16 protein-coding genes are annotated in these 18,183 nt (G+C 66.4%); 11 read left to right on the top strand and 5 right to left on the bottom strand.

What is annotated here, in order from left to right:
- The first annotated feature begins 219 nt into the window (after window positions 1-219).
- On the top strand, window positions 220-1,125 hold the full coding sequence (locus tag ACL03I_RS31815) for a class I SAM-dependent methyltransferase (RefSeq protein WP_355076637.1): 906 nt from the start codon (window positions 220-222) through the stop codon (window positions 1,123-1,125).
- Between the two features lie 33 nt (window positions 1,126-1,158).
- Here ACL03I_RS31815 and ACL03I_RS31810 read toward each other — a convergent pair whose 3' ends face one another.
- Window positions 1,159-2,406 (bottom strand): alkane 1-monooxygenase, encoded by a 1,248-nt coding sequence (locus ACL03I_RS31810; RefSeq protein WP_412807678.1) that lies wholly within the window; start codon window positions 2,404-2,406, stop codon window positions 1,159-1,161.
- 738 nt (window positions 2,407-3,144) lie between these two features.
- Entirely contained in the window at window positions 3,145-4,467 is a 1,323-nt protein-coding gene (locus ACL03I_RS31805) for a lipase family protein (RefSeq protein WP_412807677.1), read from the bottom strand.
- A gap of 169 nt (window positions 4,468-4,636) precedes the next feature.
- Between ACL03I_RS31805 and ACL03I_RS31800 the strand changes: the two genes are divergently transcribed.
- From ACL03I_RS31800 to ACL03I_RS31790, 3 genes are all read left to right on the top strand, one after another.
- Window positions 4,637-5,176 carry a TetR/AcrR family transcriptional regulator gene (locus ACL03I_RS31800; RefSeq protein ID WP_412807676.1) on the top strand — a complete coding sequence of 180 codons (540 nt, stop codon included), beginning with the start codon at window positions 4,637-4,639 and terminating at the stop codon, window positions 5,174-5,176.
- Between the two features lie 101 nt (window positions 5,177-5,277).
- Window positions 5,278-5,934, top strand: a complete 657-nt coding sequence (locus ACL03I_RS31795; RefSeq protein WP_412807675.1) for an SRPBCC family protein — start codon at window positions 5,278-5,280, stop codon at window positions 5,932-5,934.
- Entirely contained in the window at window positions 5,934-6,335 is a 402-nt protein-coding gene (locus tag ACL03I_RS31790; RefSeq protein ID WP_412807674.1) for an ArsR/SmtB family transcription factor, read from the top strand. The genes ACL03I_RS31795 and ACL03I_RS31790 overlap by 1 nt, the downstream gene beginning before the upstream one ends.
- 28 nt (window positions 6,336-6,363) lie before the next feature.
- Here ACL03I_RS31790 and ACL03I_RS31785 read toward each other — a convergent pair whose 3' ends face one another.
- Window positions 6,364-7,623: a KasA/KasB family beta-ketoacyl-ACP synthase gene (locus ACL03I_RS31785; RefSeq protein ID WP_355076626.1), complete on the bottom strand. Its 1,260-nt coding sequence runs from the start codon at window positions 7,621-7,623 to the stop codon at window positions 6,364-6,366.
- Window positions 7,624-7,729: 106 nt separating this feature from the next.
- Between ACL03I_RS31785 and ACL03I_RS31780 the strand changes: the two genes are divergently transcribed.
- Complete coding sequence (locus tag ACL03I_RS31780; protein ID WP_412807673.1) at window positions 7,730-8,698, top strand: GlxA family transcriptional regulator; 969 nt, start codon at window positions 7,730-7,732, stop codon at window positions 8,696-8,698.
- Here the strand turns inward: ACL03I_RS31780 and ACL03I_RS31775 are convergent.
- Complete coding sequence (locus ACL03I_RS31775; protein WP_412807672.1) at window positions 8,695-9,393, bottom strand: HAD family hydrolase; 699 nt, start codon at window positions 9,391-9,393, stop codon at window positions 8,695-8,697. The two genes, ACL03I_RS31780 and ACL03I_RS31775, sit on opposite strands and share 4 nt — an antisense overlap.
- Window positions 9,390-10,661 carry a cation:proton antiporter gene (locus ACL03I_RS31770; RefSeq protein ID WP_355076621.1) on the bottom strand — a complete coding sequence of 424 codons (1,272 nt, stop codon included), beginning with the start codon at window positions 10,659-10,661 and terminating at the stop codon, window positions 9,390-9,392. Before ACL03I_RS31770 ends, ACL03I_RS31775 begins: the two co-directional genes overlap by 4 nt.
- Before the next feature lie 307 nt (window positions 10,662-10,968).
- Here ACL03I_RS31770 and ACL03I_RS31765 point away from each other — a divergent pair, with 307 nt between their 5' ends.
- The 6 genes from ACL03I_RS31765 to ACL03I_RS31740 all read left to right on the top strand — a co-directional run bounded on the left by ACL03I_RS31765 (window position 10,969) and on the right by ACL03I_RS31740 (window position 18,177).
- Window positions 10,969-11,784: an SDR family oxidoreductase gene (locus tag ACL03I_RS31765; RefSeq protein ID WP_364435732.1), complete on the top strand. Its 816-nt coding sequence runs from the start codon at window positions 10,969-10,971 to the stop codon at window positions 11,782-11,784.
- A 10-nt stretch (window positions 11,785-11,794) separates the two neighbouring features.
- The gene (locus ACL03I_RS31760) at window positions 11,795-12,973 is read left to right on the top strand and encodes an acyl-CoA dehydrogenase family protein (RefSeq protein ID WP_412807671.1); all 1,179 of its coding nucleotides are present in this window, start codon (window positions 11,795-11,797) and stop codon (window positions 12,971-12,973) included.
- Window positions 12,974-12,978: 5 nt separating this feature from the next.
- Entirely contained in the window at window positions 12,979-14,124 is a 1,146-nt protein-coding gene (locus tag ACL03I_RS31755) for an acyltransferase family protein (RefSeq protein WP_356965413.1), read from the top strand.
- Between the two features lie 382 nt (window positions 14,125-14,506).
- A complete protein-coding gene (locus ACL03I_RS31750) occupies window positions 14,507-15,535 on the top strand; it encodes an L-tyrosine/L-tryptophan isonitrile synthase family protein (protein ID WP_412807670.1) in 1,029 nt (342 codons plus the stop codon).
- A gap of 14 nt (window positions 15,536-15,549) precedes the next feature.
- Complete coding sequence (locus ACL03I_RS31745) at window positions 15,550-16,353, top strand: TauD/TfdA dioxygenase family protein (RefSeq protein ID WP_355076612.1); 804 nt, start codon at window positions 15,550-15,552, stop codon at window positions 16,351-16,353.
- 27 nt (window positions 16,354-16,380) lie between these two features.
- Window positions 16,381-18,177 (top strand): NAD(P)/FAD-dependent oxidoreductase, encoded by a 1,797-nt coding sequence (locus tag ACL03I_RS31740; RefSeq protein ID WP_412807669.1) that lies wholly within the window; start codon window positions 16,381-16,383, stop codon window positions 18,175-18,177.
- Window positions 18,178-18,183 lie beyond the last annotated feature (6 nt).

Genomic DNA, 18,183 nt, shown 5'->3' with positions numbered 1-18,183 from the left:
TGGCCTCGAGTTTGCCGAGATGGACCGTTCTAGGACGTGCTCTCGTGGAGCGAGGTAGCGTGAAGATGTGTCGGCCGAGGCCGGCCACGGGAAACAGCGTGGTCGTCCCCGTCGGCAGCGCGTGGTCGGTGCGTTCACATCGTGGTCCGTACCCGGCAGGAAGCCGCCCGGCGGCTTCCGCTGAACAGCAGTGCCGGTTCGTGCGAAAGATCCGCCATCATGAGTGTTCACGCCCCCCTTTACCACGAGGTGCTCTCCCGCGAGGAGTTGCCGGACGAGTTCTTCGGGCTCTTCCTCGACCCGACCCGCACCTACAGCTGTGCTTTCTGGTCCCACCCTGACGACACCCTGGAAAAAGCCCAGACGGCGAAGATCGACCTGGCCTTGGCCAAGTGCGATCTGCAGCCGGGAATGGCCCTGCTGGACGTCGGTTGTGGCTGGGGCTCCACCATGCTGCGCGCCATGGACACCTACGGGGTGAACACGATCGGGCTGACCCGCAGCCGTAACCAGTACCGATACGTGCGGGACATGCTCGTCGACCGGCTGATCCGGGGCCGTCCGTACGGTGGGGTGCGCGTGCAGGGCTGGGAGGACTTCGACCGGCGCGCCGACCGGATCGTCTGCATCGGAGCGCTGGAACACCTGCCGGTGGACCGCTACGGAGAGTTCTTCGATTTCGCCTACCGGATCATGCCCTCCGACGGGGTGCTGCTGTTGCAGACCGTGGTCAGCTACAGCCGCGAACATCTGCGGGCACACGGTACCCAGATCACCAGCGACGACTTCGCGTTCTTGCGATTTCTGCGCGAGACCATCTTCCCCGGCGGCGAGCTTCCGCTGCCGACCGGTCATCATCCCAAAGGGGTCACCGAATACGCCGAGGACGCCGGATTCACCGTCGCCGACATCCAGGCACTGGGACCGCACTACACCACGACACTGGACTGCTGGGCCGACGCCCTCCACGAAAACCGGGACCGGGCTATCGAGCTCGCCGGGCGGGACACCTATAACGCCTATATGCGGTATCTGACCGGTTCCGCCGAGTACTTCCGCCGCGGGCATACCGACGTCATGCAGTTCACCTGTCTCAAACCCGACGCTCGGCGCCCGCCGCACTGAATCCGTACCCTCGCCTGCCGGGCGGCGGCCGCATCAGCGATTCGCCTCCGTGGGGAACAGGTCGTCGTCGCCGGTCGACGGGCTCATGCCGTGCGTGCCGGGGTCCGCGGCCCATCGCACGTCATCGCGCGGGTACCGGATGGGCAGCGGTAGCCTGCGTCTGCGGAGCTTGAGGTTGATGAGCGTCATGTCGCCGTTGTAGTGGGCGAGGACGCGGGGGTCCATGACCGCACGCCACAACGGGGGGATCGCGGCGAGCACGACCATGGTGGCGTAGCCGGCGGGCAGTTGCGGCGCCACGTCGCAGCTGCGCAGGGTCTGATAGCGGCGGCCGGGGTTGGCGTGGTGGTCGCTGTGGCGCTGGAGGTGGAACAGGAAGATGTTGGTGACCAGGCGGTCGCTGTTCCAGCTGTCGCGCGGCGAGCAGCGAGCGTAACGCCCGTCGGGTCGGCGGGTACGCAGCAGTCCGTAGTGTTCGACGTAGTTGACGGTTTCCAGCAGGCCCGCGCCGATGAGCGCCTGAATGGCGAGGTACGGCGTGACAACGGGGCCGAAGGTCATGATCAGGCCGCCGAACAGCACCGCGCTCATCGCCCAGGCCTGCAACAAATGGTTACCGGGACTGAACCAACGTTTGCCGTTACGGGCCAGGCGCGTGCGTTCCAGCGCCAGTGCCGACCGGAACCCGCCCATCATGGTGCGCGGCAGGAACTGCCACAGCGATTCGCCGAAGCGGGCGCTGGCCGGGTCCTCGGGTGTGGCGACGCGGACGTGGTGGCCGCGGTTGTGCTCGACGAAGAAATGTCCGTACCCGGACTGCGCGAGCGCGATCTTGGCCAGCCACCGTTCGAGATGTTCGGCGCGGTGGCCGAGTTCGTGGGCGGCGTTGATACCGATGCCCGAGACGAAGCCGAGAGTGACCGCCAAGCCGAGCTTGTCGGCGAGGCTCAGCTCATGGCTGGCCCACATATAGCCGGCGATGAGCAGGCCGATGAATTGCATCGGCAGGAACAGAAAGGTGCACCACCGGTAATAACGATCGTTGGACAGCGCTTCGTAGTCTTCGTCGCGCGGGTTGCTTCCGTCGTCGCCGATGAACCAGTCCAGCAACGGGATCACCACCAGCACGATGATCGGGCCGATCCACCAGAACAGTTCCAGTCCGGTGTGTGCCACCAACGTGGAAGGCAGCAGTGCGCAACCCGGGGCGATCAAGCCGAGAATCCAGAGGTACCGCTTGGGGTCGCGGGCTCGCGTGTGCTCGAAGATCGTCATAGTCATCTCGCCGATCCGTGAGGACGACACTCAACCGACAGTTCCGACTGCGGACAACACCTGAACCATGCGCGCCAATCCAGGATAACTGGAAGTTCGCCAGGTGGTGGTGAACCGTGGAAAGCGCTGCCTGAGCGGGCAATCCTCATTATGCGCACACGGTCCGACACCCGATCGGTGGGGAGGTCTTCGGGACCCGTCTCGCGTGTGTCGCCTGTTCGGTTCGGCGTGGCGTGGACGGGATCGGCAACGGTGTGCTTGTTCGCCGCTGTGACGTCGACTGTCTGGAAGCGCTGCGGATTTCGACAGCCGAGGTTCGACAGCCGGCCTTCGGACGGTCGAAGTTGCCGGATCCGACGCGGGTCGATTCGTGCCAGATGTCCGAGTGTCACCGTTGCGCACACCTGAGTGGCTCAGGTCGGCGGGGGTGAGCCAACTCCGACATCCGCACCTTTCCGTCCCGATTTCGACCCAGCTAGCGAAGATCAACAGCAAATTTTCTGCAAATCAATGCACCGGCTCCGAGGCATCGGGAGACCGTGGGGTGCGGCTCCGCCTGCCGCACGGCCGCCTGTGCTCCTCCGGGCAGGCAGTCGGCCGCGGCTCGGTCGTGAAAACCGAACCGCGGCCGACCATGGTGCACGAAGTTCGCGGCACTACGAGCAGAACTTCTGTGCGCGGCGCGGCGCACCGAATCTCCGATTCAGATACTGACGGTATCCGAGTTGGTCGTGCTTTCGCAAATCAGGGCAGCGCTCCGCAGTTGGTCGGCGCGGGCTGGCCCGCGAGCCGTTCGGTCATCCAGTCCTGCGAGGCCCCCAGCGACGGGAAGAACGCCAGTACGTGGGTAACCCGCAACCCGGTGATGACGCTGGGTAGTTCGGCATTCGCATTCAGCTGGACGGGTGCGCCACCGCCGCACCATCCGGCGGCCAGTTCGCGCACGGGCACGTACGGCGCGCCCTCGTCGGCCTGGTTCGAGGCGATGAGGACGGGCACTCCCGGGGTCATCGTGCCGACCCGCTGGTCGTTGAACGCCGCCTTCAACACCGGCGACTGATCGATCACCGCCGTCAGTGGTTGCCCGCTGGTGGTCCACTGTGAGGTATTCGGGAACTGCTGGGCCAGTCCCAGCGGCACGGCGCACTTGTCCATCGACTCGCGCATGATCGCCTTACCGGTGTCGTTGAGTTCGGCGTCGAGCACCGGCCGGGTCTCGGGGTAATTGGCGGCGATGCCGTTGAGGATCCACGCGAAGGCGGGTCCGAGCGGGGCTCGTCCGTCGTTGAAGGCGATGAAGTACTCGTCATCTACCACCGGCCCGCCGACGTAGGCGCCCCGCACGTTCAGATCGGGGGCGTAGCTCGGCTGCAGTTCGGCCGCGCCCGCGGAGGCCATGCCGCCCTGGGAGTATCCGTACAGAATGACCGGCGATCCGGGATTCAGGCTGGTGCCCGGCAATTGCAGCGCCGCGCGCGCGGCGTCGAGGACCGCGTAGGCCTGAGATTTGCGGTTGAGGTAGTCGTGCACATCCGGTGTGCCCAGACCGTGGTAGTCGGTCACCATCACCGACATACCGCGGGCCAGCAGCGTGTAGATCGCCAGTACGTCGTATTCGACGATTACGTCGAACGGGGGCTGGTATTGGACGAATTGCGCCAGCAATTTCGACGGCGCGCACTGATCGCCTTGCCCCTTGGTGCCGACCGCGTAGGAGATCAGCGGTCGTTCGCCCGGACCGGTCCACGGCTGGGACGGTTCCAGATAGGTTCCCGTCACCGCTGTGCGGGCACCGTGGGTATCGCTGCTGGTGTACATGATGCGCGTCGACGTCGCGGGGACCTGCCCTGGGACGCCGGGGACCGAGATCGCCAGCCGCGACCCTTCGGTGCGGATGATGGAGCCCGGTGCGCCCGCCGGTGCCGCAGGCGGGATGTAGAAATCGTCGCCGGCGACGGTTTCCGCCGCAGGTTCCGTCCATGCGTGTGGGGCGGCGACGGCCCCACCCCCGACCACGAGGAGGGTTCCCGTCAAAGCTGTGGCCAATCTGAGTATTCGGCTCCTCACGATGCGATCCTTCCTGCGATTGGGATACCCCTGGCATCTAGAATCGGATACTGAGAGTATCTGTAAGGGGTCGAAATTGTCCGGGAATAGCGATGAGTGTCGGCGGCTCGCGGGGGCGGGGCGTTCCCGGCCGACCCGGGCGCAGAGCCAGGCGCGGACGCGCGCTGTTTTGATCGCGACCGCCGAGCGGCTTTTTCTGGAGGACGGTTTTCAGGCCACGACTCTGGACAAGGTCGCGAAAGCCGCCGGTTTCACCAAAGGGGCGGTGTATTCGAACTTCCGCACCAAAGACGAGTTGTGTCTGGCGGTGCTCGACGAAATTCACGCTGAGCGGGCGGCGGAGGTCGCCGAGATCATCGCCGCGCCGACGGCCGCGCAGCGACTGCTCCGGATGACGGAATGGGCCGAACGGGTGGTCGGCGAGCCCGACTGGACGCGTCTCGAACTGGAGTTCAGCGTGCACGCTCGGCGCGACGAGCACCTGCGCGCCGAGCTGGCGACCCGGCTCGACAACATCGTGGGCATGGTCGGCGCTGCCTTGCGCGCGACGGACGATCTCGACACCCCGATGCCCCGGGCCGAAGCCGCCGTCGCCGTGCTGGCCCTCGGCGTGGGGCTGGGTCTGTTCCGGTCGATCGATCCCGGCATCCCGGTCGCGGGAATGATCTCCGCGCTGCGCGCGATCGCGGGGTTGTCTCCAGGCGACTGATCGGGGCGGCGCGCGTCCGGTCCCTCGGGGTGGCGCCGCACCGGTCTTGCGGTCACGCCGCGCGCCGCTAATATAAGTCAAAACTTATCAAGGAGGTTGTCATGGCGTTGCTCACCGATCCCGCCGCCATCGCCGGGCTCGTGACCCGTGAGGTCCGCACCGGATCCCGCGACGGCGTACCCACCCGAATAGCTGTCGCCCGTCGGAACTACCCGACCGATCGAGCGGATCTCTGGGACGCGCTCACCGATGCCGAGCGGATTCCGCGCTGGTTCCTGCCGATCAGCGGTGATCTGCGGGTCGGCGGGCGCTATCAGCTCGAAGGCAACGCCAACGGCGTCGTCGAACAGTGCGACGCGCCGGAGCGGTTCGCCGTGACCTGGGAGATGGGACCGCAGATCTCCTGGCTCACCGTCGTTCTCACGCCGACCGCGGACGGCACCGAACTGGAGTTGCTGCACGAGGCGCCGGTCGCCCCCGAGTTCTGGGCGCAATACGGGCCGGGCGCGGTGGGCGTCGGCTGGGATCTCGCCCTCATGGGTCTCGGGCTGCACTTGTCGAGCGGAGATCCGGTGGACCCGGCCGAGGGGCTGGCCTTCCCGACCACACCCGAGGGCCTGACGTTCGTCCGGACGGCGGCTCTCGGCTGGGCGGAGGCGGCCGTAAGTGACGGTGACGATCCAGACGCCGCGAACTCGGCGGCGCGGCGGACGATCTACTTCTATACGGTCGTCCCGGAGGACGGCGCCGAGTCCTGATGGATCGATCGCCGGCGAAGATCTTCGAGGCGCTCGGCGACCCCGTCCGCCGGTTTCTTCTCGAAATGGTGGCGGCCGAAGAGCAGCCCGCGGGCGCGCTGGTCGCCGCCGTGCAGCAGCGCACGCGGATCTCCCAGCCCGGCGTCTCCCAGCACCTCAAGGTGCTCCGCGACGCCGGGCTGGTACACGTCCGCGCCGAGGGCACACGACGGCTGTACGCCCTCGACCCCGCCGGTATCGAGGCCGCGCGGGCTTGGCTGACCGGGCTGGCGGACCCGATGCGCCATTTCGCTCAACCGCTCGACGCGCTCGCGACGGAGATCGCCCGTGGAAAACGCACGCGCCGCGGGGCCGGTCGAACCGGCGGCGAGGATTCCGGCAGGCGAACTCGCCACGCATGAGTGGCGGGCGCACCGGGCGTCGCCGCGGTCAGCAGCGGCCGAACACCACGGCCGCGTTGTGGCCGCCGAATCCGTACGAGTTGTTCAGCGCGTACTCGATGTTCTGGGTGCGCGCGCTGCCGTGCACGATATCGAGATCGATCTCGGGATCCTGGTTGTCGAGGTTCAAGGTGGGTGGCACCACACCGTCGCGCACGCTGAGCACGGTCAAGGCGGCTTCGACCGCGCCCACCGCGCCTACGGAGTGCCCCAGCGCGGATTTGGGGGCGTAGACCGAGGGGTGGTCGCCCACGGCCGCCCGGATCCCCTTGGCCTCCGCCAGGTCGCCGAACGAGGTGGCCGTCGCATGGGCGTTGACGTGGTCGATGTCTTTACCGCTCACGCCTGCCGTTTCCAGCGCGCGGCGCATCGCGCGAATGTTTCCGGCGCCCTCCGGATGCGGGAGCACCATGTGGTAGCCGTCCGCGGTCAGGCCCGCCCCCATCAGGCGAGCCAGGGGCTTCGCGCCTCGCGCCCGCGCGTGATCTTCGGACTCCAGCACGAACAACGCGGCGGCTTCGCCGAAGACGAAACCGTCGCGGTCACGGTCGAACGGGCGCGACGCGCGCTCGGGCTCGTCGATCCGGGTGCTCAATGCCCGCATCATCGCGAATCCGGCCACCGCCAGCGGGTTGATGCGGCCTTCCACACCGCCCGCCACGATCATGTCGGCTTCCCCCAGGATGATCGAGCGCCACGCGTGGACCAGCGCCTCGCATCCCGAAGCGCACGCCGAGACGGGTGTGATCACGCTGGCTCGCGCACCGAGCTCCAGCCCGACCACCGCGGCGGCGCCGTTCGGCATGGCCATGGGCACCGCGAAAGGGGACACCTTGCGGTAGCCCGATTCCCGCATCAGGTCGTTGGACTCGATGATCGTGTCGGCGCCACCGAGACCGGTGCCGATGCAGACGCCGAGTCGATCGGGATCGACCTCCGGGCGGCCCGCGGTGTCCCAGATCCGTTTGCCCATGACATAGGCGACCTGCTGGACATAGGACATGCGGCGCTTCTGGACGCGGCTGAGCTCTTCGGTCGGATCGAGCTTGAACTGGCCGCCGATGTCGACGGGCACCTGGAAACGCTCGAAGTCGGGGTCCTGCACCTTGGCGATTCCGGTCTCTCCGGCGAGCAGTCCCTTCCATGTCGCATCGGTGCCGGTGCCGACGGCGGTCGACATCTCGACAGCGGTCACGACGACGCTCCGGAACCCTCCGTTGCTGGTCGAGAAGTCCGTCAAATCGGACATCAAACCCCTTCTTTCGGCTTGTCGGCTCGCATACTCGAGCGAGGCTATGTGCGCGCCGGAAGACCGGGGTAGTAGCCCGAGTGCCGTTCACCGCTACGATCGGGCCATGCAACCGGATGGGGGAGAGCGTCGGGTCACGGTGGTCATTCCCGACGAAGTAGTGCTTCTGGACGCCGCGATCCCGATCGACGTGTTCGGATCCGACCCGAACTACCGGCTCGAGGTGTGCGCGGTCTCGCGGACGGCGGCGACCTCGGTTCCGGGGCTGTCGTGTGTGACGGTGGCCGGGCTGGAGGCGCTGCGTGACGCGGAGACGGTGGTGGTGCCCGGGTACGCGTCCTTCGCGACGCCGCCGCCGGAACCGGTGCTGCGAGCGCTTCGCGCGGCCCACGGCCGCGGCGCGCGAATGCTGTCGATCTGTACCGGGGCTTTCGCGCTGGCCGCCGCGGGGTTGCTGTCGCACCGGCCCGCCACGACGCATTGGCGGGCCGCTCCGTTGCTCCAGAGCGAATACCCCGACGTCGAGGTGCACGCGGATCGGCTGTTCGTGGACGACGGCGATGTGCTGACCTCCGCCGGAGTGACCAGCGGTATCGATCTCTGCCTGCACGTGGTGCGCAAAGACATCGGCGCTGCGGCCGCCAACGAACGGGCTCGCGATCTGGTGGCGCCCCCGGTGCGCGAGGGCGGCCAAGCCCAGTACACCCGGCAGTTCGCCAAGCAGACCTCCTCCGGCGCGCTCGCCGAGACACGGGCGTGGATTCTGGCGAACCTCGACCGCAGGCACTCGCTCGAGGATCTCGCCAAGCGTTCGAATCTCTCACGCCGCAGCTTCATACGGCGATTCCGGCAAGAGACCGGAACCTCCACGCACGTTTGGATCACCAGCGCGCGCCTGAACCAGGCACGGGAACTGCTCGAGACGACCGAACTCCCGATCGACCAGATCGGCTACCGCGTCGGCCTCGGGAACCCGGCGAACACCAGGGCTCTGTTCAAGCGCCATCTCGGTGTCAGCCCGGGGCAGTATCGGCACATGTTCACGATCAGCAACGGAAGGCAGCAGGGAAGCTAGCCGGGCAGCCGTTCCGCGGGATAGCCGTGCAGCCGCCGGTCGGTGTCGCCGACGACGACCGGGTGGCCGACCAGGTCGAACATCGCGATATCGGAGTGGTGATCGCCGAACGCCGTGCAGGACGACAGGTCCACGGCCGTTCGCTCGGCGTAACGCAGCAGCGCCGCGGACTTGTCGGCGCCGACCATCGTCGCGGGCACCGCACCGGTGTATCTGCCGCCCGCGGTCTCCAGCGTCGTGCACAAGACCGACGTGGCGCCGACGGCTTCGGCGATCGGGTGGAGTGCGGGGACGAACGAGCCGGACACCAGGACGATGCGAGTCCCGGCGCGGCGCAACTCGTCCAACCGGCGCCGCACCGCGACATTGAAGAACGCCGAATCCGCGGCACGGGACGCGAACCAGTCACGGCCGGTGCGCGACACCTCGGCGACTTCGCGGCCGGCCCAGTGCCGATAGAACCACCGATGGGATTCGCCGCGGCTCATCCCCGCCGCGCGCAGCGCGCGGAACTTTTCGAGCACGGCGTCGGCTTCCTCGCCTCGAGCACGGCGTCGCGCGTCGAAGGCGAACAAGGACAGGAAGGTGACATCACGGACCAACGTTTCGTCGACGTCGACGAAAGCCGCTGGGACGTGGCGGTCGTCGACCGCAGGCGCGCCGGCGGGATCGGGAGCCGCGTGCGGTTGGTTCACGAGGCCGCGGCCTCCGTCTGAACAGCGGATTCCGCGCGTCGCTCGGTTTTCCCCGTGCCCTGGGGTGCGCCGTCGTCGCGCAGGGTGTGCGGGACACCGAAGAGTTTCAGCAACGGCGCCGTCATCGCCGTGGTGATCAACGCCATCATGACCAGCAGTGAGTACAGCCGCTGGTCGATGACGCCGATCGTGAGCCCGACATTCAGGATCACCAGTTCCGTCAACCCCCGGGTGTTCATGAGCGCGGCCAGCGCGGCGGATTCCGTCCGGCCGGTCCGGCCGAACCGAGCCGCCGAGTAGGTACCGCCGAGTTTCCCCGCGAGCGCGGCGAACATGATCGCCGCGAACTCGGCGATACTGGTGCGATCCAGTCCGCCCAGGTCGACCTGGAGGCCGGCCACCACGAAGAACGCGGGCAGGAAGATGCTGCTCAGCAGTTGCGCGCCGCTGTCGACGGCCGCGCGCAGCCGCCGGGGGAAGACGACCCCGAACAGGAACGCGCCGAAGATCAGGTGCAACCCGATCCATTCGGTGGTCGCTCCCAGCAGAAGGGCGCCGGAGACGCCGACGAAGACCATGTTGGACGGGTTCTTCTCGGATCCGGCGCCCGCGATGCGGTCCAGGGCGGGGCGCACCGCCCACCACAACACCACGACCAGCGGAACGAACAACAGCAACCGCCAGTGGTGACCGAGGCCGGGCCGGGCGATGCCGATGACCACCGCCAGGACGCACCAGGCGAGGACGTCGTCCAATGCCGCGCAGGTCATTGCCGTCTGGCCCAGCCGGGTGCCGAGCAGCTTGCGGTCGTGCAGGATGCGGGCCAGCACCGGAAACGCCGTGACGGCCAAGGCGCAGCCGATGAAGAGCGCGAAGTTCAGCCGGTTGCCGCCGTCGTGCCGGGCCAGCGCCCACACCGCGACGGCGGAGCCGAGCGCGAACGGTGTGAGGTAGGCCGACAGCGCGACCGCGGTGACCGATCGTCGCCGTCCCGCGACGGACCGCAGATCCATCTCGAGGCCCGCCGAGAACATGAAGATCATCACGCCGACGTTCGCGAATGCCGTGAGATACGAGCGAATATCGTGCGGGAAGACGGTCTCGGACAAGTGCGCCCCGAGCAACGTCGGGCCCGCGAGTACGCCTGCCACGATCTCGCCGATCACCGGAGGCTGGCCCAATCGCTCGGCCAGCCAACCCAGCACACGCGCCGCGGCCACGATCAGTACGAGATCCAACAACAAGAAGATCATTTGGTCGCTCGGCAACGCCTCGACTCCGTTCCGACATCGAGGGGAGGAGCGGATCCGATTCTCGCACGGGGTATTTCCGTGACGCGTCGACCGCAGTGTGAATCCCCCGAAACATGGACTGCCTGCGCTCAGACGATATCGCACCGGCCCGACGAGCGAGAGTCGAGAGTGATCTACGACACATTCGCGAGGGTGTCGGCGCGGGCTGGCGCAAAGGTGTGCATGTCTGTCGCGAAAGGTACTGGCTGGTCGCTCTTTCCGTTCGGAATACTTCGATCCATGGCTTGCGCCGGTCGGAGGGCGCAGCCGAGGGGAGTCGACGTTGTTCGAAGGTAAGACAGTACTCGTAACCGGTGCGGCAACCATCATCGGCACCGAAGTCGCTCGCGTCTTCGCCGACTATTCGGCGAATGTCGTACTGGGTGACCTGGATACGGACGGGGGAGAGAAGGCGGCCGCCGAGATCGGCGAGCGCGCTCTCTTCGTACCCGTCGACCTGCGCAGCGATTCGTCGGTCAGGTCGTTCGTCGCGGACGCGGCCGACGCGCACGGACGCATCGACGCGCTGGTCAACATCGCCTGCGTCTACGGTGACGACGGGCCTGGCGCAGATGCGCGGGCCGAGTGGCTCGAGGTGCTGAACACCAATGTCGTCGGTACGGCGATGTTGTGCGAAGAGGCCCGAAACCGACTGCGGGACACGGCGGGGTCCATCGTCAACTTCACCTCGCCCAGCGGGCGAGTAGCTCAGGCCGGGCGCGTTCGATACCCGGTCAGCAAGGCGGGGTTGTTGCAGCTGACCCGCAGTCTCGCATTGGAATACGCGGGCGACGGGATCCGGGTGAACAGTGTCTCGCCGGGCTGGACCTGGTCTCGCGTGATGAACGAGATCACCGAAGGGGACCGAGCCCGCACCGATGCGGTGGCCTCCCGGTTCCACATGCTGGGCAGGGCGGGAGACGCACGCGAGATCGGCGAAGTCGCGGCGTTTCTCGCCTCGTCCAAGGCGAGCTTCGTCACCGGAGCCGAATGGACCGTGGACGGCGGTTACTCGGCCCTCGGTCCCGAGCAGACCACTTCGGCGATCGAACTGCTCCAGCGTGAGCGGCCGGGACCGCACGCAACTTCTCTGGCTTAGGAGTTCCGCAATGACTGCAGCAACAATTTCGGCGACATCCCTGCTGACCGCGGTGCGTTCGCTGGTTCCCGATCTGGCGGCACGTCGCAGCGAGATCGATGCGGAGCGCAGGCTTCCCTCCGACATCGTCGAGCGGCTGCGTGAGATCGGTGTGTACCGCATGTGTTTCAGTGCGGAGATCGGTGGCCCCGGCCTGACGTCGCTGGAGCAATTCGAGGTCGTCGAGGCGCTGTCCTACGGCGACACCGCCACCGGCTGGTGCGCCATGATCGGCGCCGCGACCGGCATCTACGCCGGCTATCTCGACGAGCGGGCCGTCGCGGAGCTGATGCCGACCCAGGATCTGATCACCGCGGGACTGATCTTCCCGGCCGGCCGCGCCGAGCGGGTGGCGAACGGTTATCGCTTGACGGGGCGTTGGAAGTTCGGCAGCGCCATCATGCACGCGGACCTGGTCATCGGCGGCGCTTTCGTGACATCGGGCGGTCGCATGGAAGAGACCGCGGAGGGCGCGCCGGTCGTCCGGCTCTTCTTCATGCCCCGCGATCAGGTCGCCGTGTTCGACACCTGGGACACCACGGGCTTGCGCGGCAGCGGCAGCAACGATTACGCGGTCGAGGGTCTCTTCGTCCCGGAGCACCATTCCTTCGCGTTCAGTGAACGGAAGAGCTGTCGCGGGAAGCTGTCCGAACCGGAGGCGCTGGCCCGCATCATGCCGGGTGTCCCGCTCGGCACGGCCCGTGCGGCCCTCGACTACGTCCGCGGCCTGGCGGAGGGGAAGACGGTGAACGCGACCGGTCAGAAGTGGGCGGACAACTACCGCGCCCAGTACCTGCTCGGTGAGTGCGAGATGGAGTACATCGTCGCGCGCGGCGCTGTCGTCAACACGGTGGAGGAGCTGTGGAACGCGTTGGACCACAGGCGTTTCGCGGACTTGCCGACCGATCTCCGGATCGCGACCGCCTTGGCAAGGACCAACGCGTTCCGCGCCGCGCAGCGCATCCTCACCCGGCTGTGCGAACTCGTCGGCACCGATTCGATCTACCGGCCGAATCCGCTGGACATCTGGCTGCGTGACACGAACACGATGGCGCGGCACATCATCGCGCACGACCAGGTGATCCAGTCCACCGGCGCCTTCGTGCTGGGCGGCAGGCCGGAATTCCCCTTCGTCGTGGGTCTGGGCTGATCGCGATGGAAGTCGATAATCGCAAACGGCTGCCGTCCCTGACCGGACTGCGGTTCTTCGCGGCGTTCTCGGTGTTCGTCTTCCATGTGATGCTGCCCGCCTCGCCGATACCGCCTTACAAACCGGTCAATCTGTTCGCCGACCCGGATATCGCCTACGACGCGGCATGGGTGGTCGGCAAGGCGGGTTTTCTCGGGGTGTCGTTCTTCTTCGTCTTGAGCGGCTTCGTGCTGACCTGGTCGTGGAAACCGGGATCGAGCAAATTGCAGTTCATTCGGCGGCGAGTGGTCAAGATATTTCCCAATCACTTGACGCTGTGGGTGGCCTCGATGGTGTTGTTCGCGGCGGCTATCACGCCGTGGAAGGCATGGCTGCCGAATTTATTCCTGATCCATGCCTGGTTCCCGCAGAATTACATCAACGCGGGGGTCAACACGCCGTCCTGGACATTGTCCTGTGAGCTCCTTTTCTATGTTCTGTTCCCGTTCTTGATACCGGTCGTACTGCGCATCGAGTCGAAATACCTGTGGTACTGCGCCGCCGCCATGGTGGCCGGCATCTGTGTGATCGTGCTGCTGACCGCATTCGTCATACCGAGTTCCGAGAAGTCGGAGCTCACACCCATACCCGTATTGCAGCTCTGGTTCGGCTATCTCTTTCCGCCGTCGCGGCTGTTCGAATTCTTCCTCGGCGTGTTCGTGGCACGGATAGTGCAAGAGGGGCGCTGGATACGGGTGCCGCTCTGGGCGTCTCTCGCAGCGGTGGTCGCGGGATACGTGGTGGCGATGTACACGCCGTTCTACGTCGGCTTCGTCCTGGCGACCGCGGTGCCCCTCGCGCTGTTGATCGGGTCCGCCGCCCAGTCCGACCTCGACGGCGCCTCGCGGTTCCTGTCCAGCAGGCTCATGGTGCGGCTCGGTGAGATCTCCTTCGCCTTCTACATCTGTCAAGGCGTGACGCTGTTCTACGTCCGCCGCACGATGGACGCCGCCACCTTCAGCGCGCCGGTCGCGGTATCGCTGATCGTCGCGTTGTTCTTCCTGAATATTCTCGCCGCATGGTCTTTGTTCACCTTTGTGGAATCTCCCGCGATGCGCCGCTTCGCCCGGCCGAAACGCGTCGCGGTTGTCGCGGAAAAGGTGGCGAGTTAGGCGCTTCGGTTTACTGTCGGCAACAATCGAATTACCTGTTCGGCGGTGCGTGGCGATGCCATGCACCGCCGAATTGCCTTCCCTGCGATGGAAAACAATATGGTTGCCGCCCTGTCCGGGCAGCGCTATCCTGGTGTTATAAACCACAGAACCGTTTAAAACATGGGGGGTGCTGGATCAATTGGGGTAGGTGATTCGGATCCGGCTGTGAGCATCGGGGCTCGCGGTTCTCGGGTATCGAATGAATTTCGGCACTGAATCCGTATCCCAGCACGACGTTCTGATCGCAAGCAGATGCCGACGGCTCGCTCCGCGCTGATCGCGGGAATTTTTCTGTGCCGTCCGGTTGCGTGCGCTCTTTTTGTGTGTCCGGAAGGTAGTGATGAGTACGACTGTCGACAACGGCTCCGAGCGACTCCAGGAGCTCGAGCGACCACAAGCCCACCCGAGACCCGACGACGACGTCGAGTCGGTTGCCACCCGGATCCTTCGCATGGTCTTCGCCCGTCGGCGCAGTGCCGAGGAGAAGTCGCTGTGCGATGTGGCTCCCTGTGCGGACTGCTTCGCGCCGCACCTGAGCAAAGTGATCCGATACATCGATGCCGGCGTGCCGGTCCATTTCATCATCCCCGCGTTCCCGGCGAAGTCGCGCAACCGCCGCAAGACGCTGGGGCGGCTGCCCGACATGGCGGAAACTCTGGCGATCGAGTCCCTGCAGGGATTCTGTGACCAGATCTCGGCCGTCTACCGGCCGGGCGCCATCGTCACCATCTGCTCCGACGGCCACGTGTTCAGTGACACGCTTGGCATCCCGGACGTTCACGTGGACGACTACGGTGACGAACTCCGCCGCGTCATCCGATCGACCGGCGGCGGCTCCGTCGGCCTGTACGGCCTGCGCGACGCCATGCCGGAGATGTCCTGGGACGATCGCAGGCGCCGCCTGCTCGCCGAGTACTCCGACGGCATCGACGCGCTGCGCGAGGCGATCCGGACGGAACCCGCGGCCCGGCGCATGTTCAACGGAATACACCGGTTCATGGTCGAGGACAACGCCGTGCTGTTGCCCGACCTGTCGGCCACGAAGCGGCGCAACCGATCGAAGGAGACCGCTTACGCGGTGGTGCAGCGCAGTCAGGCGTGGAGCCGTCTGATGGGAGAGATCTTCCCCGACGCGGTGCGGCTGTCGATCCATCCGCAGACGAATCACTCCGAGAAGATCGGCTTCCATCTGCTGCGGACCCAGGACAGCTGGCTGACTCCGTGGCACGGCGTGGTGCTCGACGACGGAACGAACTACTCGCTGGTCAAGCGGATGCACGCCGAGGAGCTTGGTGCTCGTCTGGTATGGCGCAACAGTCGCCCCAGTCATTTCGTCCTCGGACGGACACCAGAGATCGAAACACAGTGAACCTGAGGAGACACATGACGAAAAGCTTGAACGAGGTACTGCTCGAGGGGGAGCCGCTGCGGCCGTTCGGCCGCCTGGTGGAGTCCGGTTCGGAAGGACGAACCCTCGCCGATGTGCCGGTCGAGGAACTGCTCGCGCTGGCGCTGGATGCGAAAGTGGTCGTACTCCGCGGATTCGGCCTGCTCGGCAAGCAGGAACTCGAAAATTATTGCCGGGCAGCGGGAGAGATCCTGCAATGGAACTTCGGGTCGATCCTGGATCTGGTGGTCCGGGACACTCCCGACAACTATCTGTTCGACAAAGGCGATGTCCCGTTCCACTGGGACGGCGCGTTCGCCGAGCAGGTGCCTCGATTCTTCCTCTTCCAATGTCTGCGCGGCGAGGGCGCGGGCGGCGAGACCGTGTTCTGCGACAGCGTCCAAACCTATCGGGACGCGCCGGAAGACCTGAAAGAACTGTGGGCCCGCACCTCGATCACGTACCGCACCGACAAACTCGCGCACTACGGCGGCCTGGCCGAATGGCCCTTGCTCGGCACCCATCCGGCCACCGGCGAGACGACGATCAGATACGCCGAGCCCCTGGATCCCGCGCGCTACGCCAATCCGCTGTTCTTGACCGTCGACGGCATCTCGGCTGAGGACGGCGTGCGCGTCATGGAGGACCTGCGCGAGCGGCTGCACGACGCCCGCTACTGCTACGCCCACGAATGGCGGACCGGCGACATCGTCGTGGCCGAGAACCACGCTCTACTGCACGGCCGGAACTCGTTCACCGGGTCGGTCTCGCGGCACCTCCAGCGCATCCAGATCATCTGAGAAATCGGCCATCAGGGAGGAATATCAATGGCTAATTCAATCTCCGGACCAGCGGACGACTACGACGTCGTCATCATGGGTGGTGGGCCCGCCGGGTCCACGCTCGCCGCGATGCTCTGCCGCGACACCGATCTGCGTGTGGCGGTGTTCGACCGCGAGGTGTTCCCGCGCGAGCACATCGGCGAATCGGGTGCGCACCCGCTGGTCCCCGTTCTGCAAGCCAGCGGCGCGCTCGAGAAGGTGCTGGCGAGCGAGTGCTGGATCCAGAAGTTCGGCGGAATCTACCAGTGGGACACCGAGCGGCCGTTCGTCGGCTTCTTCGAGCACTCGGACTATCTGGTCGACGGTGTGTACCGCTGGTCGGTGCACATCAACCGCGCCGAATTCGACACCGTGCTGCTCGAGCACGCCGAGTCCTGCGGCGCGCACGTCTTCCAGGGCGTGCGGGTGGTGCGGTTCCTCGCCGACGCGGACCGGGCCACGGTCGTGCTGGAGGACGGAACCGAGGTCACGGCACGCTATTTCGTCGACGCTTCCGGCCGGGCGAATCAAGTGGCCGCCCGCGGGTCGCAGCGCGACAAGCAGTGGCTCTCGGACTACCGCAACGTAGCCGTGTGGTCGCACTACCGCAATTGCGTGCCCGCCCAGCGGGCGGCGGGGGACTGGAACGTGTTCCGTGCGAACGATCTGTCCCCGATCTACGCGGTTGCGTTCGAGCACGGATGGGTGTGGTATATCCCCACGCCCCGGCTGGTCGACGGCGTGCGGGAGACGGTGTGGTCGATCGGCGTCGTGACCAATCCGGAGTCGATCGCGCGGGTGGATCTGCGTGATCCGGACATTTTCCTGAAGACGATCAAGTCGATTCCGGTGCTCCAGGATCTGGTGGCGAACGCGGAGCCGATCCGTGACGAGATGCTGACGGCCACCAACTATTCCAGGGTCAGCGAATGCTTCGGCTCGTACGAGGATCGCTGGATGGCGGTGGGGGACGCGTCGTACTTCGTCGATCCGCTCTTCTCCTCCGGCATGTCCTTCGCCGTCACGCAAGCGTGGGCGGCCGCCTTGGTCCTGCGCAAGACGTTCGACCAGGAGTTGGACGAGCAGTCCAAGCGAGATCTGTGGCGGGACTACGACGTCGAGTGGCGCGGGATGGCGGAGACCTGGGCGCTGAGTATCGACCAGTGGTACCACGAGATCTCTCGCTCGCATCCGGACAGCCCCTACTGGAGCGCGGAAGGCAGGCGAGTCGAAGCCGACAACGCGACGGAGGGAACCTTCCAGGCGTTGCTGAACACCGCGCTGGTGCCCGACCTGCTGAACATCATGACCAAGGGCACCCGAGATCCGCGCGATCTCGCCAACGAAGGACCGTACTTGCGGGCCTTCACCGCGGCCGACGCGGTCGAACTGGCGCAGGACCACATCGTGGCGCTGTCTCCGGACGCACGCATTCGCACCGGCGTGGCGGCGGACATCCCCGGCTTCAAGGGGATGTCGCCGCCGTTCGAGATTCCGCAGGTGGTTCGCGACGGACTGGCCGCCTACTGGCGGGACCCCATCGCCAACAGCGACGCGGCGCCGTCGCCGCTCGCCGACGCCGTTGCCTGCCATCGGATCTACTCCGCGGCCGACCCGGACATCGAGGTGCGGTGCCTGGAGCGCGACGGTGGCGAGCAACTGTGGGAGACGCTGAACCGTGGTCCCGCCCGGTGGTCGGAGCTGGCGCCACAGTTGACGGTGCTGCAAGGGCGAGCCCTGAAGCGCTTGATCCGAGCCGGGTTGGTGGTGACGGGACCGGACTCGCAGCAGCGGGTCGACTAGGTCGAG

The sequence above is a fragment of the Nocardia sichangensis genome (genome assembly GCF_047200615.1).
Classification (GTDB): domain Bacteria; phylum Actinomycetota; class Actinomycetes; order Mycobacteriales; family Mycobacteriaceae; genus Nocardia; species Nocardia sichangensis.
This window is presented reverse-complemented; position numbering and strand designations above follow the sequence as displayed.

Excerpts from the sequence above, each read along its gene's own strand:
- ACL03I_RS31815 (WP_355076637.1), top strand. The coding sequence starts at position 220 with ATGAGTGTTCACGCCCCCCTTTACCACGAGGTGCTCTCCCGCGAGGAG.
- ACL03I_RS31810 (WP_412807678.1), bottom strand. The coding sequence starts at position 2,406 with ATGACTATGACGATCTTCGAGCACACGCGAGCCCGCGACCCCAAGCGG.
- ACL03I_RS31795 (WP_412807675.1), top strand. The coding sequence starts at position 5,278 with ATGGCGTTGCTCACCGATCCCGCCGCCATCGCCGGGCTCGTGACCCGT.
- ACL03I_RS31790 (WP_412807674.1), top strand. The coding sequence starts at position 5,934 with ATGGATCGATCGCCGGCGAAGATCTTCGAGGCGCTCGGCGACCCCGTC.
- ACL03I_RS31785 (WP_355076626.1), bottom strand. The coding sequence starts at position 7,623 with ATGTCCGATTTGACGGACTTCTCGACCAGCAACGGAGGGTTCCGGAGC.
- ACL03I_RS31780 (WP_412807673.1), top strand. The coding sequence starts at position 7,730 with ATGCAACCGGATGGGGGAGAGCGTCGGGTCACGGTGGTCATTCCCGAC.
- ACL03I_RS31760 (WP_412807671.1), top strand. The coding sequence starts at position 11,795 with ATGACTGCAGCAACAATTTCGGCGACATCCCTGCTGACCGCGGTGCGT.
- ACL03I_RS31755 (WP_356965413.1), top strand. The coding sequence starts at position 12,979 with ATGGAAGTCGATAATCGCAAACGGCTGCCGTCCCTGACCGGACTGCGG.
- ACL03I_RS31750 (WP_412807670.1), top strand. The coding sequence starts at position 14,507 with ATGAGTACGACTGTCGACAACGGCTCCGAGCGACTCCAGGAGCTCGAG.
- ACL03I_RS31745 (WP_355076612.1), top strand. The coding sequence starts at position 15,550 with ATGACGAAAAGCTTGAACGAGGTACTGCTCGAGGGGGAGCCGCTGCGG.
- ACL03I_RS31740 (WP_412807669.1), top strand. The coding sequence starts at position 16,381 with ATGGCTAATTCAATCTCCGGACCAGCGGACGACTACGACGTCGTCATC.